A 20,606-nucleotide genomic window follows, 5' to 3' on the forward strand; every position below is an offset into this window, starting at 1 on the left:
CTGGTTAGAGCCTCTGTTGTACCGCCGCCTCCGACCTGCGTAGTCCGCAGTTTTTCGCCTTTATGCTGCTGCCGTTTCTCCCTGTGCCACCGGCGTTCGTCCTTCCCGCTTCAATCGAAGGGCTGACAGAACGCTATTCCAGTCAAGTGCCTGCACCAGGGTCGGCAGCAGAACCGCTGCCCGGCTTCACGCCCAACCCACTGACATCCCCCCCGCGGCCGCGATCGCTCCGACCGTTACGCCCCACTCTCAGCCCTAGCTTGCCGCCGGCGCTGGAGCCGGAAATCAGCCAGTCTCAAGATATTCGCCCCCTACCGGGCCGCCTTGATTCGATTCCTGTTTTTAACAGCAATAATCCCGAAATTGTCTCAGGCGAAGGTATTTTGCTGTCGACCCTGCCGCCCGAGGGGATGGCCAATGCAAGCGCCCACTTAGGCTATGCCTTCGAGGGTCGTTTTGATATTTTCACACACCACATTTCCCGAGCGGCAACCCCCGAACAGGTGCGGACCATGTTTCAGGGTGTGGTGCTCTATAACCCCAGCGATCGCCCAGTGACGGTGCAGGTGCTGAATGGTGCCACCTACCTCACCCGCCCCGACGCCCTGTTTCTGCCCCTCAATTCCTACTTAGAAGACGCTCGCGGCAGTGTGTTTTCGGGGCCGGGTAGTCGCGTCGTTAATGATGTGCTGCGGGGCAATCGCCAAGGCGTGTTGCCAGAGTCGATCGTCATTCCCCCGCGATCGCCCCAACTGCTGGTCAATCTGCCGATTCCGGTTGGGCCGCTGACCCCTTCATCCAATACGCGATCGCTCCTGATGCGCTTACAGAGTGATGGCAAGGTCTATGTCGCCAATGTGGCGTTATACGCGCCCCGCGATGAGCAAGGCAATGAGCGTGCGCCTAGTTTGGAAAATTTCTGGTCGACGCTACAGACTGGCTCGTTGGTCAAACCCAATGATGCTATCCCGACACCGCCGCGATCGGTGTTCTTTGTCAGTCGCCTGATCTACGGGCGGGTGGCGGGGGTCACCGAGGGTTCGGTATGGCGCTCGACCGTTACAGATCCTGGCAGCGATAAGCTCACGATTGCAGCCCCCGGCCAAGCGATCGCCTATCCGATCAGCACCCTACCCCGAGGCACGCTAGGCACTTCCCAAGTGCAAAGTGCACCGATGCTGGCTCGCTATCCCTTCTCAGCCTATCTGTCCCACGGCAACTACGGCGTTGAGTATGACCTGACCTTCCCGCTGTTCAACGGCAGCGATCGCAGTAAAGCCGTCGCAGTGGTTTTTCATACGCCGGTCAAAACTGATGAGGGCAGCGAGCTGCGCTTCCTGCGAGAACCACCCGATCGCGTTTTTTATCGCGGCACCCTGCGCCTGCAGTTCGAGAATGATCGCGGTCGTGAAGAGACACGCTTCGTCCATGTCGTGCAAAAGCGGGGGCAGCTTGGTGAACCGCTAATTATTTTGAATTTAAAACCGGGGGAGCTGCGCAAGGTGCGAGCTAGCCTGATTTACCCCGCAGATGCAACGCCGCCCCAGGTCTTTTCGATCTACACCCTTGATCCAGTCTCTGCTGGTCAACTGCAACCAGTCCTGCAGGATCTGCGCCTGCGGTTTTAAGGCAACCTCAGCTCTAGTGCCCTAGCGATCGCGTCAGCAGGAATCTGGTGTTGCTGCGTGGGGCAATCGTGTATGGAGCAGAGAGATGAGAACAATTGAATTCGATCTGATCAGCTGCAAACCCGTTGCCGTCACTGGCTAGTTTGACCCGTAGCGCTCATGATTTAGCCGATCAGTCTCACCCAAAATCTTGTTGCGGGGGGCTAGGGGAGTCGACTCCCCCATGGTGTGTGCGCTGGGGGTGCGCAATCACTCCTACGGACAGAGGCTGTTGACTCTCAACCAATTTCTTTATCAGATAGTCCTAACCCAATTGCAGACTGCGATGACCAGTAGGCGGCGTGTTCGGGCAAGACCCAGCGAATGCCCCCACGAGGATCGGGGCGATCGCCGCTGTAACGGGGAATCAGGTGGATGTGGGCTTGGTCGATCGTTTGACCAGCAGCCAGACCGTCATTGAGGCCCACATTGAAACCAGCGGGTTGATATTGCTGTTGGAGTAGCGATCGCACGATCGCAACGAGTTCCCAACTAGCCTGAAATTCCGCAGTGGGTAACTCAAACAGCGATCCAACGGCTCGTTTCGGAACCACCAGACTATGACCTGGCGAGACGGGATAGCGATCGCGGAAGGCGACCGCCCAGTCATTTTCGGCGAGTAGCTCTAAGGCGGCCCGTCCGCCGAAGGCAGCCAGTCCATTACTCATGCAGACTGACGCTCGGCCAAGGCCAACCGCGCCTGCTCGCGATCGTCGAAGTGAATTTTGGTCGTGCCAAGAATCTGATAGTCTTCGTGGCCTTTGCCCGCCAAGAGCACCCCATCACCGGGCTGAGCTGAGAGAATCGCCTGACGAATCGCTGCTGCGCGATCGGCTTCAACCACCACCGGACTGGCAGCCGGAATGCCCGCCACAATATCCGCCAAAATCTGGCGCGGATCTTCGGTGCGCGGGTTGTCGGAAGTAATAATGACGCGATCGGCCAGTCGTGCCGCAATTTCTCCCATCAGAGGACGTTTGGTGCGATCGCGATCGCCGCCACAGCCAAACACACAGATCAGCTCACCTTGAATGAATGGACGAGCCGCTTTTAGGAGATTTTCGAGACTGTCGGGCGTGTGGGCATAGTCGACGATCACCGTCGGATCGCTGTCTTGACCCACGACCCGTTCCATCCGACCGGGTACGCCAACAAAGTCAGGGACGACGGCCAGCATTGTCTCGATCGGCAGGCCCAAGGTCCAACCCGCAGCGATCGCCCCTAACAGGTTCGCGAGATTGAACTGACCGACCAGAGGCGATCGGAAGGGAAAAGCACCATCTGGCGTCTTAATCGTGCCTTCAACTCCGGTAGGCCCGTACTGCAAATCAGTCGTGCAAAAGTCCGCTGTTCCCACAACGCTGTAAGTCAGACATTGCCCGGGTGGTGTCATCGTAATCAAGCGCTGACCGTAGGCATCGTCGGCGTTGATCACTGCTTTGCCGCGCAGATAGGGCGGCGCAAACAATCTGGCTTTGGCCGCAAAGTAGGCCTCCATCGTCCCGTGATAATCCAAGTGATCTTGGGTCAGGTTCGTGAAGACGGCAACATCAAAGCCGCAACCGTTGACCCGACCTTGATCGAGTGCGTGGGAACTAACTTCCATGACAGCAGCTTGGCAACCTGCGTCTACTGCCGTCGCCAGTTGAGCCTGCAAATCCGTGGCAAAAGGCGTTGTATGTTGCGCCACTTCGGAATAGCCGGGCCAGCGGTTATAAAGCGTGCCTAGGAGGGCGGTTTTCGTGTCGGCAGCGTTGAGAAAATGCTCAACTAGATGGGTGGTTGTCGTTTTGCCATTCGTGCCGGTCACTCCGATTAACTTGAGGGTCTGCGCCGGTTGGTTGTAGAAGGCTGCCGCGATCGCCCCAGCCGTCACCGGCATTTGATCGCTCAAGATTAGGCAGGCCTCTGGGTTGGCCGAGAGTGGCCGTTGGGCTAGCGCCGTAGGTGTCACGATCACAGCCACTGCCCCCGCCGCGATTGCTTCGGGCCAAAATTGACCGCCATCGACTTGGGTGCCCGGCATTCCCAGAAACAGATCGCCGGGTTGACAGCGACGGGAGTCAGTTTGGAGGCCGGTAATGGCTAAATCTAAGGCGGCATGTTGCGGTTGGAGGACCTGGGTCGGGGTTGAAGCGAGCAGCGATCGCAGGTTCATGGATTCCCTCCGCATTGGGCGTTAGCGTGTTTTAGCAGATCAGGCGCGATCGTTGAAGCGTTCTAGCAAGCTTTCAACTTGGCTAAGGCTGGCGCGGGGGGCTAAGCGCGGCAAGGGCGTTTCTCGGCCATCACCATCGAGCCGACAAAGCACCGGCACCTCAAATTGATAGGCGGCAAACCATTGGGGATTCAAGCTGATATCGCGGATTTCCAACTCGATCGGTAGCGATCGCACCTGCTGGAGCTTTTCCGCCAGCCCCTCACAGAGATGACAGCCTTCTTTGCTGTAGAGCACTAATCGCATGGGGACTTTCCGCAGGAACAGGAGGGCAGCGGCGGAACCGGGTCATAGCCGCCGGGATGAAAGGGATGGCAGCGCAAGATGCGGCAAAGTGTCAGCCAACTCCCCTTGAGGGGGCCAAAGCGATCAATCGCCTCTAGACCGTACTGGGAGCAGGTGGGATAGAAGCGACAACTGGCGGGAGTCAGCGGCGAAATCCAGCGTCGATAGAACTGGATCAGGGCCAGGAGCAGCAATTTCATTAGCCTATCCGGCGAGGGTTGCGCGATCGCGGTATGATGTGAGTTTTGGACAAATCCTTCAGAGGACTGCCCGATGTCTCGATATAGAGGCCCACGCCTCAGAATTGTACGGCGCTTGGGGGACCTACCTGGTCTCACCCGTAAGGCTGCTCGTCGGTCTTACCCCCCTGGTCAGCACGGCCAAGCCCGGCGCAAGCGCTCCGAGTACGCGATTCGTCTTGAAGAAAAGCAAAAGCTTCGCTTCAATTACGGCTTGTCGGAACGACAACTGGTTCGCTACGTCAAGAAGGCGCGCCGGATGCAAGGGTCCACTGGGACCAACTTGCTGCAGCTGCTCGAAATGCGCCTGGACAACTTGGTCTTCCGCCTTGGCTTTGCACCCACCATCCCCGGTGCTCGTCAGCTGGTTAACCACGGTCACGTGACGGTCAATGGCCGCGTGGTGGATATCGCCAGCTATAACTGCCGCCCCGGTGAAGTGATCGGGGTTCGTCAGCGCGAAGCGTCTCGCAAGTTGGTCACTGCCAACTTGGAATACCCTGGCCTCGCCAACGTGCCGGTTCACCTCGACTTCGATAAGAACAAACTCGAAGCCAAGGTCACGGGAGCCTGCGAGCGCGAATGGGTTGCGCTGCAAATCAATGAACTACTGGTGGTCGAGTACTACTCGCGCAAAGTGTAGACTCTCCACTCTGCTTACAAGACTGCAACAGCTCCTGCCTCTGGGTGGGGGCTGTTGTTGTTTGGCGCAAGGATGCATTTGGTCATGGCAAGGCAGAGCCCTGTGCTGACTCTCCATCATTTCTCCTAGGGCAACCCTCCAAGCGGTCTGCCGACAGTCCTTTCTAGTTGCTTCAGACGCTGTAGATCAATCGTTGGGATTGCGTTCATCCTCGGTGGCCAGAATGGCTGTCATCTTTCTGCTGCAAGTGTTGATCTTCTGGCTGATGTCTCGCAGTGGAATCTTGAGCAATAAGGGGTGGAAACTGATCGCCCTTGGATGGCTTCGACAGTGGGCGATCGCCTAACGATTGAGAATCAACATTGAAAGGATTGCGATCGCGTGAGCATCAACCTTCAGAAGCGACTCTCTGGGTCAGGAGCGATCGCTCTGTGCATAATTTTTGGGTTTGCGTTGGTTTTAAAGATTTACAACAATTGAAAAAGACTAATCCTTAGATTGTTATTGACAATGATCAAGTCAGAGTCAGAGTTTTGCCTAAAATCAAGGGCCAAAATGACTTGTAATCGATTGAGTAAGACCAGCGATCAAGATTGAAAAAGGCTTCTCAATAATTACATCTACTAAATCGTTTTGAATGCTGAACTTATCGAGCAGAAAAACTTATCAGATTAATTGAAAAAACAAGGGAACTTTTTGCGTTTAGCTATTGCGCGATTCCCGTGAGAGACCGTAAATGTTTCTACATGCAAAACGCAAAGTCTATTGACTTAGCTCTATGGGTTTCTCCACAGAGTCTTAACTGCAGATGGTTATCAGCCTTATCGGTCTGGAATAACCAGTTGGCCTAAAGTCATGCAGACAGAGCGTTTCTGCGCCTCTCGTGAAGCAATTCGCACAACTTGTCCATCTTTAGAGGCATCTCCTGTTGTGGGATGTAGGGGAGACGTATGAACGAATTTCAACCAGTCAATCGTCGTCAGTTTCTGTTCACGCTCGGAGCAACCGCTGCTAGCGCTATTTTGCTGAAGGGTTGCGGTAATCCTCCTTCCAGTAGCGGCGGCGGGACTTCTAGTACAACTCAGCCAACTGCTGCAGGGGCGAGTGATCTGGAAGTCAAGACAATCAAATTGGGCTACATCCCCATCTTTGAAGCGGCTCCACTGATCATTGGCCGCGAAAAAGGCTTTTTTGCCAAATATGGCTTGGATGTTGAAGTCTCGAAACAAGCCAGCTGGGCAGCTGCTCGCGATAACGTCATTCTCGGTTCTGCTGGTGGCGGCATCGATGGCGGTCAGTGGCAAATGCCGATGCCTGCCTTGCTAACGGAAGGTGCGATCAGCAACGGTCAAAAAGTTCCCATGTATGTCTTGGCTTGCTTGAGCACCCAAGGCAATGGCATCGCTGTTTCCAATCAGCTCAAGGCCCAAAATCTGGGCTTGAAGCTAGCGCCCAACCGCGACTTTATCCTCAACTACCCGCAAACTAGCGGCCGGAAGTTCAAAGCATCCTACACCTTCCCGAACGCCAACCAAGACTTCTGGATTCGCTATTGGTTTGCAGCTGGCGGTATCGATCCTGATAAAGACATTGAACTCTTGACCGTTCCCAGCGCAGAAACTCTACAAAATATGCGCAATGGCACGATCGATTGCTTCAGTACCGGCGATCCCTGGCCGTCGCGGATTGCCAAAGATGACGTCGGCTATCAAGCTGCGCTGACAGGTCAAATGTGGCCTTACCACCCCGAGGAATTCTTGGCGCTGCGAGCAGACTGGGTAGACAAACATCCGAAAGCTACGCTCGCCTTGCTGATGGGCTTGATGGAAGCGCAGCAATGGTGCGATCAGAAAGCAAATCGGGCAGAGATGGCCAAGATCCTCTCCGGTCGCAACTTCTTTAACGTGCCGGTTTCGATCCTGCAGCCGATTCTGGAAGGTCAAATCAAAGTTGGAGCAGACGGAAAAGATCTCAACAACTTTGATGCCGGCCCGCTCTTCTGGAAGAGTCCGCGCGGCAGTGTCTCCTATCCCTACAAAGGGCTCACCCTCTGGTTCTTGGTGGAGTCGATCCGCTGGGGCTTCAACAAGCAAGTGCTACCTGACATTGCAGCCGCCCAGAAACTCAACGATCGCGTGACTCGTGAAGACCTCTGGCAAGAGGCAGCCAAGAAATTAGGGGTGCCCGCTGCGGATATCCCAACCGGATCGACTCGCGGTACCGAGACCTTCTTTGATGGCATCACCTACAACCCAGACAGTCCGCAAGCTTATCTCCAAAGCTTGAAGATTAAACGGGCATAAGTAGGGGCTTCAATCATCAACCTTAGTTCAGTCACTATCAGGAGATAGACAGACCATGGTTACTGCACGGGAAACAAGACGAAACGGAAGTCGTCCTTCTGGCTTAAAAAAATGGCGTCAGAAACTCGATGGCATCTTGCTACCGCTAGCAGGAATTTTGGGTTTCCTCATCATTTGGCAGATCTTTTCTAGCAGCGGGGCAACCCGCTTGCCCGGCCCGCTCAGTCTCTTCACAGAAGAGAGAACACGCGAGTTGCTGCTCTATCCCTTCTTGGATCGCGGCGGGCTGGATAAAGGTCTGTTCTGGCAGACGATCGCTAGTTTGACGCGGGTGGCCCAGGGCTTTTCGATCGCAGCCATCATCGGCATTTCCGTTGGAATTCTAGTTGGCCTCAACCGCCAACTCAACGCGATGCTAGACCCACTGTTTCAGTTCCTGCGCATGATTGCACCGCTGGCTTGGGTACCGATCGCTTTGGTCGCCTTCCAGCAAAATCAACCTGCAGCAATCTTCGTAATTTTCATTACCGCCGTTTGGCCAATTCTAATTAATACGGCGGAAGGGGTACGCCAAATTCCCCAGGACTATAACAACGTAGCTCGCGTGCTACGGATGTCGAAAAGCAAGTACCTAATGAAGGTGGTCTTGCCGGCAGCCCTGCCCTATATCTTTACCGGCCTTCGCATTGCGATCGGCTTATCTTGGCTAGCGATTATCGCTGCAGAAATTGTGATGTCTGGCATTGTCGGCATTGGCTTCTTTATCTGGGATGCCTATCAGCAAAACTACGTTAGTGACATCATCTTGGCAGTGATTTATATCGGTGCTGTTGGCTTGTTGCTAGACCGCTTTGTGGCTTGGCTGCAACGCTGGATTCTACGCAATATGTAAGGTTTGCCAAACACTCGGAGGATTGATCATGAGTTTATTTGTTGCTGTTGAAAACATTGAAAAATCATTCCCTCTGAGTGGTGGGAATGAATACCTTGCCCTTAAGGGTATCGATCTTGAAATCAAGCAAGGTGAATTCATCTCGCTGATTGGTCACTCCGGTTGTGGGAAGTCCACCCTGCTCAACCTGATTGCTGGTCTAGAGTTGCCAACCGATGGCGCGGTCAGTCTCGAAGGTCAGCAGATCACCGCACCAGGGCCAGACCGGATGGTGGTCTTCCAGAACTACTCGCTTTTCCCTTGGCTGACGGTGCGCGAAAACATCGCGCTTGCGGTCGACGAAGTGCTGCGCGATCTGCCCAAAGAAGAGCGGCAGGCGATCGTGGAAGAACATATCCAACTGGTGGGCTTGGGTCATGCAGCGGATAAGCCACCCGCTCAACTTTCTGGCGGAATGAAACAACGGGTGGCGATCGCACGGGGCTTGGCGACTCGTCCGAAGTTGCTGCTTCTCGATGAACCCTTTGGGGCGCTGGATGCACTAACGCGCGGCAATCTGCAAGAGAAGCTGATGCAGATTTGCGAAGAGAATCACGTCACGGCCGTTATGGTCACTCATGACGTTGATGAAGCGGTCTTACTTTCCGATCGCATTGTGATGCTAACCAATGGGCCCGGCTCGAAGATCGGTGGCATCCTGGAGGTCGATATTCCTCGCCCGCGCAAACGCATGGATGTGGTGCATCACCCCAGCTACTACAGCCTGCGATCGGAAATCATCTACTTCCTCAACCAGCAAAAACGGGTCAAGAAACTCAATGCCCGCAAGGTGACTACCGTGGCGCGGCACGGTCTGGAAAAGGTCAATCTGGAAATCGGCTATGTGCCCCTAATGGCCTGTGCACCGCTGGTGGTGGCCCAAGAAAAAGCCTTCTTTGCCAAACACGGCCTCGATGAAGTCAGCTTGGTGCGAGAGACCAGTTGGCGTGGCATTGTCGATGGGTTGACTGAAAACTACCTCGATGCAGCCCAGATGCCAGCCGGCATGCCGGTCTGGATGTCTGTGGGTGGCCAAGGTGGCAGTCCTCTACCGATCGTTTCGTCCTTGACAATGAGCCGCAACGGTAACGGCATTACCCTCTCCAAAGCCCTGTATGACGAGGGTATTCAGACGGTCGATGACTTCCGTAACTTGCTGCGCAGCACGGCTGACAAGCAGCACATCATGGGCATTGTCCATCCAGCTTCGATGCACAACTTGCTGTTGCGCTACTGGCTGGCAGCGAATCAGATCGACCCCGATCGCGATGTGCAATTGCGCACGATCCCTCCGGCGCAGATGGTGGCCGACCTCAAGGACGGCACGATCGATGGCTACTGTATCGGTGAGCCTTGGAATGCGTGGGCAGCCCAAAAAGAAATTGGCTTCACAATCGCCAGCGATCTGGAAATTTGGAATGGTCACCCCGGCAAAGTACTCGGTGTCCGTGAAGACTGGGCTAATCGCTATCCCAACAGCCATGTGGCCTTGGTCAAAGCGCTGCTAGAAGCCTGCCAGTACTGCGAAGATCCTGCGAACTGGGATGAACTGCGCGAACTGTTAAGCGATCGCCGCTACCTGAGCTGTCCGAAGGAGTACATCCAGTTCAGCCAAAGCACTGCCGACGACTTGGCGGTGCCTCACCATCGCTTTGCTGGAGCGGGCGTTAACCGTCCCAGTCGGACAGAGCATCTCTGGATGATGACCCAGTTGGCTCGCTGGGGTGATGTGCCCTTCCCCCGCAACTGGGTTGAAATCTTGGAGCGGGTTTGCCGGGTTGGGGTGTTTAGCACCGCCGCCCGCGAACTGGGGCTCTCGGAGGTCGTCAACTATCAGCGCAGCACGCCGGTTGAACTGTTTGACGGCGTCCCCTTCAACGCTGAAGACCCGATCGCTTACCTCAATTCCCTGCCCATCCACCGCGACTTCAGCGTGGCAGAAATTGCACTCGATCAGCCCCGCCCGATCGCAGCTGCCTAGCATTCCCTCCAGAGGACTTGTGTCATGCAAACCCTTCGTCAACAGCAGCCGATAGTTCCTTCCTCGCCTGGGCATGATCCCTTTTTGATTGTGGAGAATGTCTCCAAAATCTACGAGACGCCCAAAGGCCCCTACACCGTTTTGGATGGAGTCAATCTTACAGTTCAGGAAGGCGAATTTATCTGCGTGATCGGCCACTCCGGCTGTGGCAAATCGACTCTTCTGAATATGGTTTCGGGCTTCAATCAACCCTCCCACGGCTCCGTGCGGTTGAAGGGTAAAGAGATCGACCGGCCCGGCCCCGATCGCATGGTGGTCTTCCAAAACTATGCGCTTTTGCCCTGGATGACCGCTTACGAAAATGTCTACCTCGCGGTGGACTGCGTGAACCCCCAAATGCGGGAAGGCGAAAAGCGGGAAATTGTCCGCGAGCATCTGGCAATGGTTGGTCTAACCGAAGCCGCCGAGAAAAAAATCACCCAGATCTCGGGGGGGATGAAACAGCGGGTGGCGATCGCTCGGGCGCTCTCGATTCGGCCTGAAGTGCTGATTTTGGACGAGCCGTTTGGCGCACTCGATGCAATCACCAAAGAGGAATTGCAGGAAGAGCTACTCAAAATCTGGAACGATCATCGTTGCACCGTACTGATGATCACCCACGACATTGATGAAGCGTTGTTCCTCGCCGATCGCTTGGTGATGATGACCAATGGGCCGGCGGCGAATATCGGTGAAATCATGACCATTCCCTTCCCTCGTCCGCGCGATCGCGAGCGGATTATGGAAGACCCGCAGTACTACGACCTGCGTAACTACGCGCTGGATTTCCTCTACAACCGATTTGCTCACGACGACGAGTAAATCAGTACTCAACTCCGAACTTAGCCTCAGAGATTCCCTCTGCTCCCATGGGCGAGGGATTTTTTACTGGGAGACAAGCCGGAATTCAAGCGAGGATCCCTCTGGGGGCCGCTGGACAAGACTTAGCAGTTGGCAGTTGAGCTGTCTTGGCAGAACGAAACTCTTACAGGACAAGTTTGTATTCCACACGGTCAGCGGGAGAGCAAAACCCTTGCCAGATGCGCGGAAATTGTGATGTGATGCGAGCGTCTATTGCGAGTTTGCTTCGTGCCCTCTGGACGCACTCACGATCGCCTGACCCTGTGGCTGTTGCCCGCTGTTGCGGCAGGCAGCTGGCTGATCAGCCGTCAGAGTGACCTTAGTTTGGTGCTGAGTGGCAGTTATCTATTTGCAGGGCTGATGTTTGGCCCTGACTTGGATGTGCGATCGCGGCAGTCGCAACGCTGGGGGCCACTGCGGTGGATCTGGACTCCCTATCAACGCTGCCTACGGCATCGCTCGTGGTTTTCCCACGGGCCCCTTTTGGGGACAATCGGCCGGGTTCTGTACCTCGGGGCTTGGCTACTGTTGTTGGTGCTAGTGATTGAAACAGCGATCGCGATCGGACAGGGTGGCAACTGGGCAGGCTTGGGCGATCGCCTCAGTCAGCATCAGCAATGGATTGGGACAGAGCTGAGTCGTCGGCCAGCACTCGTTCTAGCGACCTTAGTTGGCTTAGAGCTCGGAGCCATGAGCCATAGCTTCAGCGATTGGGTAGGCTCAGCTTGGAAACGCTGGCGTCGGCCTCGTAAGACCACTCGCCGGCGTCCTGCAGCCTCCCGTTCTTCTCGGACTTAAATCCCCATGGGTGTTGATTTTTTTGAGTCGGTGCCAGCACCGAACCAAGATGCGATCGCGACAGCACTCCTGCAACTGGTTGCTGTGGTGGCGCAGCTCCGCGATCCAGAACAAGGCTGCCCCTGGGACCGCGAACAAACGCCGACCAGCCTGATTCCCTACGTGCTGGAAGAGGCCTACGAAGTCGTTCACGCCTTGCGCCAGGGCAATCCCAACGCGATCGCAGAGGAATTGGGAGACCTGCTGCTGCAAGTGGTGCTGCAAGCCCAAATTGCCAGTGAGAGCCAACAGTTTGATTTAGCAACGGTAGCCGATGGCATTACCGAGAAGCTGATCCGTCGTCATCCCCACGTGTTTGGCGAAGCGATCGCAGAGACCCCGGAAGCGGTACAAGCAACCTGGCAAGCAATCAAAGCTCGTGAGAAAGGCGAGGTCGCGGAGACCCTGACCCACTGCCTCAGCCGCTATGCAGCGACTCTGCCACCTTTGACGGCTGCCCTCAAGATTTCCCAGCGGGCCGCCAAGGCTGGGTTTGAGTGGCCGAATTTGGCGGGGGTCTGGGACAAGTTTGAAGAAGAGTTAGCCGAGCTGAAAGAGGCCCTCGATAGCGGCGATCGCGATCACGCCGAGGCTGAGCTGGGGGATCTGCTGTTCAGCTTGGTCAATATTGCTCGCTGGTGCCAACTAGATCCGGTCGCAGCCCTTCAGGGCACCAACGATCGCTTTGTGGCCCGTTTCCAGAAAGTGGAGGCCGCCGCTGGTCAGTCCCTCGATAGCTTGGGCATTGAAACGTTGGAAAAACTCTGGCAACAGGCGAAACGGGAGTTAGGGCAATCCTCTGTTTAGACGGAGGCAAAGGGCGATCGCGTCTGGATTAGGGCTCTGTAGCCACTAACTGTTTGCGGATCTGCCAGCCGATCGCCACAACCAAACCGATCATCAGACTGCCAATGCCGATAAAACTCGGCAGCCAGAACGACCATTGCAGATGGTTCTCGCCAGACTGCAGCTTCCAGCACTGTCGCTGGAGCTTACCCTGCGCACTACTGGCGCTGGGCTGGGGCTGACTGCGACTACCGCGTGGCGTTTCCAAGCAAACTTCCAGATCGAGCAGTGCCCCTGGGTCAAACAACACCTGTTGATCGCGGCGGGCGATCGCAAAATCTGAGAGATCAACGTTCAAATCGAGCTGATTGCCAATCGCCAGTAGGGCATTACTCTGGCGGACCGTCAGGCTCGGTTCCGGCAAGATCAGGGGTGTAGACTCCGGTCTTTCGAGGGGAGAGTAGAGCTGAGCGAATTTCGTTTCGAGATCGCGGCCATTATCAAAGGGAAGAGTCAGCCACCACTCATTGCGATCGCGCCGTACTTTGCCACCCAGTTGTTTGCCACGCTGGGAAAGTTGCTGAAACCACTGCTGAGCTGCAGGTCGATTTAGGGCACTGAGGCGATCGTTCAGCTTCACATGTTGGATCAATTCACCGGCCGTTTGCCCTTGAAAGCGAATCGTCGTTTCTGCTTGGACACAGCCACCAAGCGCCACAGTCAACAGCAAGCAGAGCAGGGGCAACAGACGACGGAAGGCCACAGGAACTCCTAGGAAGATGCCGAAGCTTCAGGTTGGACGAAACAAGATCCAACCCAACAACGCTATCAAGAACAGCAAGCCAAACCCAAGGAAGCGATTATCGCGGGTGTTGATCCGGTTGAGGTCATCGACTGGCGTCAGCCGATAGTCTGGCTCTTTCTCCTCTTTGGCCGAGCCACCCGGTGCCTGCCGCAGTTTTGCCAGAGTATCCTCCGACAGGCTGGTCAGGTCAGGAATCTCCACCTGCCAGTCAGCCCTCCGTTCCAGTCGCGGGGCTTCGAGGATATAGAGCAGTTGGGCCGCGAGTTGTCGCTGTTCGCGCAGGGGATGTTTCGCCAGTTGGCGACAGACTGTTTTGGCCGCCTCAATGTCTCCGATCGCTTGATAGGCGGTGGCCAACCAGTAGCGAATCTCTGCACCGATCGCGCTGGCCACCGCAGCCTGCTCAGCAGCGGTTTCGAGGGCAGCGATCGCCTGCCGATAGTCACCGCGAGCGATCGCCGCTTGCCCGATTGCTAGCCCCTGCTCTGTCGAGACGGAATTGCGATCGCTCATTGCCAGGGTTGATGGGCCTCGTGGTAGCCCGAGCCAACAATCATCGTGCCAATGCCCGCATCCGTGAAAATCTCCAGCAGCAGCGCATGGGGAATTCGACCATCAATGATGTGAGCAGCCCGTACGCCTTGAGCGAGAGATCGGATACAACAATCCACCTTAGGAATCATGCCGCCACCGACAATCCCTTGGGCAATCAGTTCGCGGCTTTGGGGGATGTTGAGACGGGGAATCAGGCTTTCGGGACGTTTGGGATCTTCGAGGATGCCACGGGTATCCGTCAGCAAAATCAGTTTTTCTGCATTCAGAGCTGCGGCAATTTCACCGGCGACGGTATCTGCGTTGATGTTGAAGGATTGGCCGTTTTCATCGGCAGCAACGCTAGAAATGACGGGAATGTAACCGCGCTCCAGCAGCGGCTCAATCACTTCGCTGTTGACGCTGTTGACTTCGCCGACAAAACCAATCCCTTCCTGATCGTGGGGACGCGCTAGGACCAGACGACCATCGGTACCACAGAAACCAACGGCCCGTCCGCCTGTGGTATTGATCCGCGAGACGATGTCTTTATTGACGCGGCCAACCAGCACCATCTCGACCACTTCCATGGTGTCGGCATCGGTGACTCGGAGACCGTTATGGAACTGAGGCTCAATCCCAACCCGCCCCAGCCAAGCGTTAATTTCTGGCCCGCCACCGTGAACCACAACGGGGCGCATGCCCACACAGGCCAAGAAGACGATGTCACGCATCACCGCTTCCTTCAGCTCTTCCTGCTTCATGGCAGCGCCGCCATATTTGACGACGACGGTACGCCCAGCAAACTGCTGGAGGTAGGGTAGAGCTTCGCTGAGAATGCGAACGCGATCGGCTGCGCCTGCTTCGATAAACTCGCTAGACATCGGCGGGCACCTCAGCGGTGACGATCAGGGCGACTTCCACGCGATCGCTCGTGGGTTGGGTGACTTCTGCCCGTAGTCCAGGCCCAAAGAAACGGCCAATGCGCTCCTGCTTTTCTTTCCAAGTCTCAAAGTCCACATGGGGAGACGCAAAATCGAGCACGAGCGTGTAGGCTCCCTCGCGATTTTCCTCCCGCAGCGCCACAAGTTCGGGGCGTTCGTCGTCACTGGGACTCAGCCCCAACTTTTCGAGGGCCACATCTAAGTGCGCTTCTTGCCCGTAGCGGAACCGAGTCACATCTTGGCGGACTTGATTTTGAGTTTTGGTTGCTTGGGCTTTGCGGAGCTGGATCACCTCAGCGGCAGCCCTAGCTAAGGGTACAGGTTTCAGTTCGGCCGATTTGAGCGCCAAGCCCCCCAACAGTAAGGGAATGCCGTAGAAAAAACCCGCCAAGTTGAGGGTGGCGTTATCGATGACGAAGTAAGCGTAGAAACCCACTAGGGTCAGGGCGGTACCGATGACGGTCAGGAGATTGCCAAGGGGAAAACCGAGCATGCGCGTCCAGCAGACAAGACTCTTCCAATCCTAAGATGTTGGCGATCGCTCCTTGAGATTTCCAGCAGCGGTCAAGATAGAACGAGTGCTTTACTGCTGCAATGACTGACGACTCGCGATCGCTCTCTGACCAAATCCGCCAGCGCCTCACGCTGCTGCGCCAGCAACGCCAAGTGCTGGTGACGCTCCAAGGCCAAAACCTTGGCGAACTCCAATTGGATGTGGAGCAGGCCTTGGTGGAGCTCGATGACTTGCTGCAGGAAGGCGATCGCCTCTTCCCCACAACAGTCACGCCGGACGCCTAGAGCAAGACGTTGCTGAACGATCGCCTCAACCTTGAGTCCTTGGCCTGAACTCTACCGAGTCAGGATTGCTAGGGGAGGGGCGTTAAGTCAGGGCGATCGCAGGCTGTTTCTGGACGGTAGTGAGGCGATCGCTGCTGACTACGGCGATAAAAAAGCGACTCCCAATTTGGAAGCCGCAATTTGATTTGAATTCTAAGGATTGAAGCAGTCGAAGCAAGACTTAGTAGAGGTCTTCTTCTTTGTGGGTTTCGATCGTCACATCGGAGGTCGGATAGGCGACGCAGGTCAGGACAAAGCCTGCTGCAATTTGGTCGTCATCCAAGAAGGATTGATCCGATTGGTCGACGGTACCAGAGACGACTTTGCCAGCACAGGTCGAGCAAGCACCAGCACGGCAGGAGTAAGGCAGGTCAATGCCTTGCTCTTCAGCGGCGTCCAAGATGTAGGTATCGTCAGCCACGTCGATCGTGGTGTTCAAGCCTTCGGCAGCATTGACGAGCGTAACCTTGTAGGTTGCCATGAGCGTGTCCTCTATCGCTTTTGGGGTGGCAGAGCTCATCGATTGACAGCCTGCCCGTACCTTTCCCATTGATACTATGGGTTGCCAAAGGGCGAACTGCGCCGCGAGAAATGCTATCAATCGCCAGTCTAGACATAAGGGAATTTTATGTCTAAGCAATGGAGCGTGGCCGGAAAGTTCGTAGGGGTAATCACGGCTCAAACTCGGCCCGCTCCCAGTAAGCCCTCTAAGCTAAGCATTAGTGAGATTTATCGTTCCGGCCGAAAATCCGCGACCAAACGACACCAATCTCCCTGACTGGCGCGATCGCGGATCACCCAACCGTACTCTTCCAAAGTGACGCTGACAGTGTCGGCTTGACTGGTTAGCAAGCCGCTAAAGATTGCCCAGCTGCCAGGACTAGCCAACTCAGACAGCGTCGGTGTTAGAGCTTGGATGATGTGCGCCAAGATGTTGCACAAAAAGCCGTCAAATCGAACGCCCTGCGCATGCAGCGGCTGCAGTTGATCCGCACTGCCGATCGCGGTCCAGAAGCGATCGCCTTCCAAATCATTTAAGGCGGCGTTAGCTTGGGTTGCCCCAACCGCGAGGGGATCGGTGTCCACCGCGTAGACCTGTTTGGCCCCGAGCAGCAGTGCCCCGATCGCCAAAATGCCAGAGCCACAGCCGACATCGGCGATCACCTTGTCGGCAACCGGAACCGTTTCCAGCCCCTCTAAACAAAGCTGCGTGGTGGGATGAGCTCCGGTACCAAAGGCGGTGCCGGGATCAAGCTGCAGCAGCAAGCGATCGCTGGGTTCTGGTTCCAACCAGGCTGGTTGAATCAAGAAGCGATCGCCCAGCTCTTGGGGTTGCCAGTGGCGTTTCCAGCTCTCAGACCAATCCTCTTCATCGAGGGTCTGCCAGCTCAAACTGGGTGTGGGCAAGCCGAGATCCGCAGCATCAGCATTGATCTCTTGCAGGAGGCGATCGCGAATCGTCTCCTCCCACAGCTCCGCCGGAAAATAGCTATGGACTTGCAAGCCTTGGGCTTTGCTTTCACAGACAAAACCCCGTCCCCCCGCCTCTGACAGCCGCCAATAGAGTAGGTCTTCCAGCAGGGGGTCGCAGTGAACCTCGACCTGCCACCACGATTGACTGACTGGCACTAGAGCACCACCGTGTAGGCGTCACTGATGCCAGCTACCTTGGTGATTTCCGCCAAGATGCCTTCCGGCAGCGGATCATCCAAGCTCAGTACCATCACCGCGTCGCCGCGCACAATCCGGCGTCCGACCTGCATGCTGGCGATATTGACGTTAAAGCTCCCCAAGAGCGAGCCGATCTTGCCGATGATGCCGGGCATATCGCGGTGGCGTGTGAACAGCATGTAGCGGCTGGGCGGCACGTTGACCGGAAACTCATCGACATTGGTGATTCGAATTTCGCCATCACCGAGCAGAGCACCCATGACGCGGTGTTCGCCATTGGAGCCGGTCGCCACCAGTTGCAGCGAACCGCCAGCGTAGTCATCGCGGACGGATTCATCCCGCGTTTCGATGATCCGAATGCCCCGCTCTTTGGCTTCGATCATGGCGTTAACGTAGTTGACCCGCTCGCGCAGCGCTTGGGTCAGTAAGCCTTTGAGGGCGGCAACCACGATCGGCTGGCTCTGTTGCGCGGCTAATTCCCCTTGCAGTCGCACCGTCAGCTGTTCCAAGCGGCCACCGGCGACTTGGCTGAGCAGGTTGCCGAGGGTTTCCGCCAGCTGCAAGTAGGGCCGTAGTTTTTCCAGAATGTCTGGGTAGAGCCCGGGAATGTTGACTGCCGAGCGCGCTGGTAGCCCCAGCAAGACGTCCCGGATTTGTTCAGCCACATCAACCGCAACGTTGACCTGGGCTTCCGTCGTCGAAGCGCCGAGGTGCGGCGTCAGGATCAGGTTTTTGCCCAAGGCCCGCAGGGGGGAATCGGCTTGGAGCGGTTCTTGGTCGTAAACATCGAGGGCTGCCCCGCCAATTTTGCCAGCAGCGATCGCGTCAGCCAAGGCCTGCTCATTAATCACGCCGCCGCGAGCACAGTTGATGATCCGAGTCGTCGGCTTCATCTTCGCCAAAGTCTCGGCATTGATCAGATTGGCAGTTTCTGGCGTTTTGGGAATGTGGAGGGTGATGTAGTCCGCTTCTTGGAAGAGGATGTCCAGTTCCACCAACCGAGCACCAATTTGCTCAGCTCGCTCAGCTGAAATGAAGGGATCGTAGGCGAGCAATTTCATGCCCATCGCCTTGGCGACCGTGGCGACGTGGGAGCCGATTTTACCCAAGCCAACGACACCGAGGGTTTTCTTGTAGACTTCAGTGCCGACAAAGCTCTTGCGATCCCAGCCGCCCGATTTAGTCGAAGCGTTGGCATCGGGAATATGCCGCGACAGCGACAGCATCATCGCCAGCGTATGTTCGGCTGCTGCAATCGTGTTGCCTTCCGGCGAGTTGACCACAACGATGCCGCGCCGCGTTGCCGCTGGAACATCGACGTTATCGACCCCAACTCCAGCCCGACCAATGATCCGTAGCTTTTGACCGGCCTCAATCACTTCTGCGGTGACACGAGTGCCCGATCGCAGCATCAGCGCATCGTATTCGCCAATGATTTGCGCCAGTTCGGACGGCGACAATCCCGTCTTGACGTCTACCTGAGCGACTTGCGAGAGAATGTCGAGACCGACCTGATCGATGGGGTCGGAGACCAGAACCTTGGGCATGGTGAGCCAACGAGCGACAGGAATGGACGATCCGCAGATTCGCCCGATCATTCATTCTAAAGGTGGCGTGGGCTGTGCCCCATGCTCGCAAGCGGCGAATTCTGCAACCCAACCCCGAACCTATGACCTACCTGATTGCTGTTTTGCGCGATCGCCCCACGGTGGAAGCAGCCTGCGCTGCTTTGGCTGAAACCGGCTGGTCAAGCGACTTCTGGAGCGTGGTGGGTGAAGGCTGGGAAAGTAGCGATCGCTTCGGTTTGCTCAATCCTAAGCAGCGATCGCGGCAACGGGTGCGCTGGATGGCGACTTGGCTGGTGCCCTTTGGTTTTGCAGGTGGTTTGGTCTTCAGCAAAATTACGGGGCTAGAAACCTTTGCTTGGGCAGGGCCAGTCGGCAATGACCTCGTGGGGGGCGTGCTAGGTGCCTTGTCGGGCTTGATGGGCAGCGCTTTCATCGGTGGTGGTTTCGGCGTTGGTAACCTGTCGGGTTTTGATCCGCTGCCATTCCGCAATCGGCTTGAGGAAGGCAAGTTCGTGCTGATTCTGCGGGGCAACGATGCTGTGACCACTCAAGCCTGGCGTCTGCTGCGATCGGTCAATCCGGAGTCCTTGCAAACCGTCGAGGAGAGTCTGTAGATGTTGCCGCGTCAAGACTTGCCGGCTGGGGCTGATAACCGAGACTGTCTGGCACGATTGATCGATCTGGCTGAGCAGTCGATCCGCACTTGGGAACCGGCAATCAGTGATTTTCTGTCGCCGCCGGAGTTAGCGGAAGCCCAAGAGCGATTGGGCCGATTGACGGAATTACAACTTCTACCTTGGGGCGGTTATCCACAGGCCGAGCGTCAGCGCCTAGCGATCGCCCGCAGTGAGATGCCTCTCGACGTGGATCAGATCGCGATCGCAGCGGTAGAGATTGCTGGCAACTTCTTGTTCGACCCTGCGAGCCATCGTGACTTTTTGGGGTCTTTGCTAGGGACTGGTCTTGTCCGCGAAAAAGTAGGCGATATCCTCGTGCTGGGCGATCGCGGTGCCCAAGCACTGGTGATGCCAGAACTCGTGGAATTTCTGGGTCTGCAACTGACCCAAGTCCGCAGCGTTCCGGTGAAGGTTCGCGAAATTCCTCTGGCAGAACTGCGCATCCCAGCCCCACGGATCAAGCAACTGACCACCGTAGAAGCTTCGTTACGGTTGGATGCGATCGCCTCAGCCGGTTTTGGCCTCTCGCGCAGCAAGATGGTGGACCTGATCAGTCGTGGAGAGGTTCGAGTCAACTGGAAAGCGGCGACCCAGCCCAGTACTCAGCTCAAAACGGGCGATCTCGTAGCAGTGCGTGGCAAAGGTCGCCTCGCGATTGGTGATGTTCAAGTAACGAAGAAGGAACGCTATCGCCTAGAGCTAACACGTTACGTTTAGATCGCAAATCGTAAGTAAAAAAGTCGCAAGTATAGAAATCTAGCTGAACAGATGCAGCTCCTTAGG

General features: G+C 56.2%; 24 protein-coding genes. 13 read left to right on the forward strand and 11 right to left on the reverse strand.

The window, feature by feature from the left end; genetic code table 11:
• Positions 1-62: 62 nt before the first annotated feature.
• Entirely contained in the window at positions 63-1,628 is a 1,566-nt protein-coding gene (locus SYC_RS13010) for a DUF3370 domain-containing protein (RefSeq protein WP_011244778.1), read from the forward strand.
• Positions 1,629-1,906: 278 nt separating this feature from the next.
• On the opposite strand, the gene SYC_RS13015 is transcribed toward SYC_RS13010, so the two are convergent.
• Genes SYC_RS13015 through yidD form a run of 4 tightly spaced genes read right to left on the reverse strand, consistent with a single transcriptional unit; the run spans position 1,907 to position 4,370 of the window.
• The gene (locus tag SYC_RS13015; protein WP_011244779.1) at positions 1,907-2,335 is read right to left on the reverse strand and encodes an HIT family protein; all 429 of its coding nucleotides are present in this window, start codon (positions 2,333-2,335) and stop codon (positions 1,907-1,909) included.
• Positions 2,332-3,840 (reverse strand): UDP-N-acetylmuramoyl-L-alanyl-D-glutamate--2,6-diaminopimelate ligase, encoded by a 1,509-nt coding sequence (locus tag SYC_RS13020; protein WP_011244780.1) that lies wholly within the window; start codon positions 3,838-3,840, stop codon positions 2,332-2,334. The genes SYC_RS13015 and SYC_RS13020 overlap by 4 nt, the downstream gene beginning before the upstream one ends.
• Positions 3,841-3,864: 24 nt before the next feature.
• The gene (locus SYC_RS13025) at positions 3,865-4,131 is read right to left on the reverse strand and encodes a glutaredoxin family protein (protein WP_011244781.1); all 267 of its coding nucleotides are present in this window, start codon (positions 4,129-4,131) and stop codon (positions 3,865-3,867) included.
• Positions 4,122-4,370: a membrane protein insertion efficiency factor YidD gene (gene yidD / locus SYC_RS13030; protein ID WP_011244782.1), complete on the reverse strand. Its 249-nt coding sequence runs from the start codon at positions 4,368-4,370 to the stop codon at positions 4,122-4,124. The genes SYC_RS13025 and yidD overlap by 10 nt, the downstream gene beginning before the upstream one ends.
• A 73-nt stretch (positions 4,371-4,443) precedes the next feature.
• On the opposite strand from yidD, the gene rpsD reads away from it, so the two are divergent.
• From rpsD to mazG, 8 genes are all read left to right on the forward strand, one after another.
• Positions 4,444-5,052: a 30S ribosomal protein S4 gene (gene rpsD, locus SYC_RS13035; RefSeq protein ID WP_011244783.1), complete on the forward strand. Its 609-nt coding sequence runs from the start codon at positions 4,444-4,446 to the stop codon at positions 5,050-5,052.
• Positions 5,053-5,275: 223 nt separating this feature from the next.
• A complete protein-coding gene (locus SYC_RS14175) occupies positions 5,276-5,398 on the forward strand; it encodes a hypothetical protein (protein WP_265575004.1) in 123 nt (40 codons plus the stop codon).
• Positions 5,399-6,002: 604 nt separating this feature from the next.
• Entirely contained in the window at positions 6,003-7,355 is a 1,353-nt protein-coding gene (locus SYC_RS13040) for a CmpA/NrtA family ABC transporter substrate-binding protein (protein ID WP_011244784.1), read from the forward strand.
• 55 nt (positions 7,356-7,410) lie between these two features.
• The gene (ntrB, locus tag SYC_RS13045; protein WP_011244785.1) at positions 7,411-8,247 is read left to right on the forward strand and encodes a nitrate ABC transporter permease; all 837 of its coding nucleotides are present in this window, start codon (positions 7,411-7,413) and stop codon (positions 8,245-8,247) included.
• A gap of 28 nt (positions 8,248-8,275) precedes the next feature.
• Positions 8,276-10,267, forward strand: a complete 1,992-nt coding sequence (locus tag SYC_RS13050; protein WP_011244786.1) for a nitrate ABC transporter ATP-binding protein — start codon at positions 8,276-8,278, stop codon at positions 10,265-10,267.
• Between the two features lie 24 nt (positions 10,268-10,291).
• Positions 10,292-11,128: a nitrate ABC transporter ATP-binding protein gene (locus SYC_RS13055; protein ID WP_011244787.1), complete on the forward strand. Its 837-nt coding sequence runs from the start codon at positions 10,292-10,294 to the stop codon at positions 11,126-11,128.
• 267 nt (positions 11,129-11,395) lie between these two features.
• Positions 11,396-11,965 (forward strand): metal-binding protein, encoded by a 570-nt coding sequence (locus SYC_RS13060; RefSeq protein ID WP_011244788.1) that lies wholly within the window; start codon positions 11,396-11,398, stop codon positions 11,963-11,965.
• Positions 11,966-11,971: 6 nt separating this feature from the next.
• Positions 11,972-12,811 carry a nucleoside triphosphate pyrophosphohydrolase gene (gene mazG / locus SYC_RS13065; RefSeq protein WP_011244789.1) on the forward strand — a complete coding sequence of 280 codons (840 nt, stop codon included), beginning with the start codon at positions 11,972-11,974 and terminating at the stop codon, positions 12,809-12,811.
• A 28-nt stretch (positions 12,812-12,839) separates the two neighbouring features.
• On the opposite strand, the gene SYC_RS13070 is transcribed toward mazG, so the two are convergent.
• From SYC_RS13070 to SYC_RS13085, 4 genes are read right to left on the reverse strand one after another with little or no spacing between them, the layout of a single operon-like run.
• Positions 12,840-13,553 carry a DUF3153 domain-containing protein gene (locus tag SYC_RS13070; protein ID WP_011244790.1) on the reverse strand — a complete coding sequence of 238 codons (714 nt, stop codon included), beginning with the start codon at positions 13,551-13,553 and terminating at the stop codon, positions 12,840-12,842.
• Between the two features lie 27 nt (positions 13,554-13,580).
• Positions 13,581-14,108, reverse strand: coding sequence for a tetratricopeptide repeat protein (locus SYC_RS13075; RefSeq protein ID WP_011244791.1), 528 nt, complete (start codon positions 14,106-14,108; stop codon positions 13,581-13,583).
• Complete coding sequence (argB, locus tag SYC_RS13080) at positions 14,105-15,010, reverse strand: acetylglutamate kinase (RefSeq protein ID WP_011244792.1); 906 nt, start codon at positions 15,008-15,010, stop codon at positions 14,105-14,107. The genes SYC_RS13075 and argB overlap by 4 nt, the downstream gene beginning before the upstream one ends.
• Complete coding sequence (locus tag SYC_RS13085; RefSeq protein ID WP_011244793.1) at positions 15,003-15,563, reverse strand: DUF2854 domain-containing protein; 561 nt, start codon at positions 15,561-15,563, stop codon at positions 15,003-15,005. Before SYC_RS13085 ends, argB begins: the two co-directional genes overlap by 8 nt.
• A gap of 101 nt (positions 15,564-15,664) precedes the next feature.
• On the opposite strand from SYC_RS13085, the gene SYC_RS13090 reads away from it, so the two are divergent.
• On the forward strand, positions 15,665-15,868 hold the full coding sequence (locus tag SYC_RS13090) for a hypothetical protein (protein WP_011378055.1): 204 nt from the start codon (positions 15,665-15,667) through the stop codon (positions 15,866-15,868).
• Positions 15,869-15,899: 31 nt separating this feature from the next.
• Positions 15,900-16,052 carry a hypothetical protein gene (locus SYC_RS13930; RefSeq protein WP_155813934.1) on the forward strand — a complete coding sequence of 51 codons (153 nt, stop codon included), beginning with the start codon at positions 15,900-15,902 and terminating at the stop codon, positions 16,050-16,052.
• Between the two features lie 36 nt (positions 16,053-16,088).
• On the opposite strand, the gene petF1 is transcribed toward SYC_RS13930, so the two are convergent.
• From petF1 to serA, 3 genes are all read right to left on the reverse strand, one after another.
• A complete protein-coding gene (gene petF1, locus SYC_RS13095; protein ID WP_011244794.1) occupies positions 16,089-16,388 on the reverse strand; it encodes a ferredoxin PetF1 in 300 nt (99 codons plus the stop codon).
• A gap of 248 nt (positions 16,389-16,636) precedes the next feature.
• Positions 16,637-17,536, reverse strand: coding sequence for a 50S ribosomal protein L11 methyltransferase (gene prmA / locus SYC_RS13100; RefSeq protein ID WP_011244795.1), 900 nt, complete (start codon positions 17,534-17,536; stop codon positions 16,637-16,639).
• A complete protein-coding gene (gene serA / locus SYC_RS13105) occupies positions 17,536-19,176 on the reverse strand; it encodes a phosphoglycerate dehydrogenase (protein WP_011244796.1) in 1,641 nt (546 codons plus the stop codon). The genes prmA and serA overlap by 1 nt, the downstream gene beginning before the upstream one ends.
• Positions 19,177-19,247: 71 nt before the next feature.
• Between serA and SYC_RS13110 the strand changes: the two genes are divergently transcribed.
• Positions 19,248-19,760: a hypothetical protein gene (locus SYC_RS13110; RefSeq protein ID WP_039755953.1), complete on the forward strand. Its 513-nt coding sequence runs from the start codon at positions 19,248-19,250 to the stop codon at positions 19,758-19,760.
• The gene (locus SYC_RS13115) at positions 19,761-20,540 is read left to right on the forward strand and encodes a photosystem II S4 domain protein (RefSeq protein ID WP_011244798.1); all 780 of its coding nucleotides are present in this window, start codon (positions 19,761-19,763) and stop codon (positions 20,538-20,540) included.
• Positions 20,541-20,606 lie beyond the last annotated feature (66 nt).

Origin of the sequence: Synechococcus elongatus PCC 6301, assembly GCF_000010065.1 — a bacterium.
GTDB classification, from domain to species: domain Bacteria; phylum Cyanobacteriota; class Cyanobacteriia; order Synechococcales; family Synechococcaceae; genus Synechococcus; species Synechococcus elongatus.

Excerpts from the sequence above, each read along its gene's own strand:
- SYC_RS13010 (WP_011244778.1), top strand. The coding sequence starts at position 63 with ATGCTGCTGCCGTTTCTCCCTGTGCCACCGGCGTTCGTCCTTCCCGCT.
- SYC_RS13015 (WP_011244779.1), bottom strand. The coding sequence starts at position 2,335 with ATGAGTAATGGACTGGCTGCCTTCGGCGGACGGGCCGCCTTAGAGCTA.
- SYC_RS13020 (WP_011244780.1), bottom strand. The coding sequence starts at position 3,840 with ATGCGGAGGGAATCCATGAACCTGCGATCGCTGCTCGCTTCAACCCCG.
- SYC_RS13025 (WP_011244781.1), bottom strand. The coding sequence starts at position 4,131 with ATGCGATTAGTGCTCTACAGCAAAGAAGGCTGTCATCTCTGTGAGGGG.
- yidD (WP_011244782.1), bottom strand. The coding sequence starts at position 4,370 with ATGAAATTGCTGCTCCTGGCCCTGATCCAGTTCTATCGACGCTGGATT.
- rpsD (WP_011244783.1), top strand. The coding sequence starts at position 4,444 with ATGTCTCGATATAGAGGCCCACGCCTCAGAATTGTACGGCGCTTGGGG.
- SYC_RS14175 (WP_265575004.1), top strand. The coding sequence starts at position 5,276 with ATGGCTGTCATCTTTCTGCTGCAAGTGTTGATCTTCTGGCTGATGTCT.
- SYC_RS13040 (WP_011244784.1), top strand. The coding sequence starts at position 6,003 with ATGAACGAATTTCAACCAGTCAATCGTCGTCAGTTTCTGTTCACGCTC.
- ntrB (WP_011244785.1), top strand. The coding sequence starts at position 7,411 with ATGGTTACTGCACGGGAAACAAGACGAAACGGAAGTCGTCCTTCTGGC.
- SYC_RS13050 (WP_011244786.1), top strand. The coding sequence starts at position 8,276 with ATGAGTTTATTTGTTGCTGTTGAAAACATTGAAAAATCATTCCCTCTG.
- SYC_RS13055 (WP_011244787.1), top strand. The coding sequence starts at position 10,292 with ATGCAAACCCTTCGTCAACAGCAGCCGATAGTTCCTTCCTCGCCTGGG.
- mazG (WP_011244789.1), top strand. The coding sequence starts at position 11,972 with ATGGGTGTTGATTTTTTTGAGTCGGTGCCAGCACCGAACCAAGATGCG.
- SYC_RS13075 (WP_011244791.1), bottom strand. The coding sequence starts at position 14,108 with ATGAGCGATCGCAATTCCGTCTCGACAGAGCAGGGGCTAGCAATCGGG.
- argB (WP_011244792.1), bottom strand. The coding sequence starts at position 15,010 with ATGTCTAGCGAGTTTATCGAAGCAGGCGCAGCCGATCGCGTTCGCATT.
- SYC_RS13085 (WP_011244793.1), bottom strand. The coding sequence starts at position 15,563 with ATGCTCGGTTTTCCCCTTGGCAATCTCCTGACCGTCATCGGTACCGCC.
- SYC_RS13090 (WP_011378055.1), top strand. The coding sequence starts at position 15,665 with ATGACTGACGACTCGCGATCGCTCTCTGACCAAATCCGCCAGCGCCTC.
- petF1 (WP_011244794.1), bottom strand. The coding sequence starts at position 16,388 with ATGGCAACCTACAAGGTTACGCTCGTCAATGCTGCCGAAGGCTTGAAC.
- serA (WP_011244796.1), bottom strand. The coding sequence starts at position 19,176 with ATGATCGGGCGAATCTGCGGATCGTCCATTCCTGTCGCTCGTTGGCTC.
- SYC_RS13110 (WP_039755953.1), top strand. The coding sequence starts at position 19,248 with ATGACCTACCTGATTGCTGTTTTGCGCGATCGCCCCACGGTGGAAGCA.
- SYC_RS13115 (WP_011244798.1), top strand. The coding sequence starts at position 19,761 with ATGTTGCCGCGTCAAGACTTGCCGGCTGGGGCTGATAACCGAGACTGT.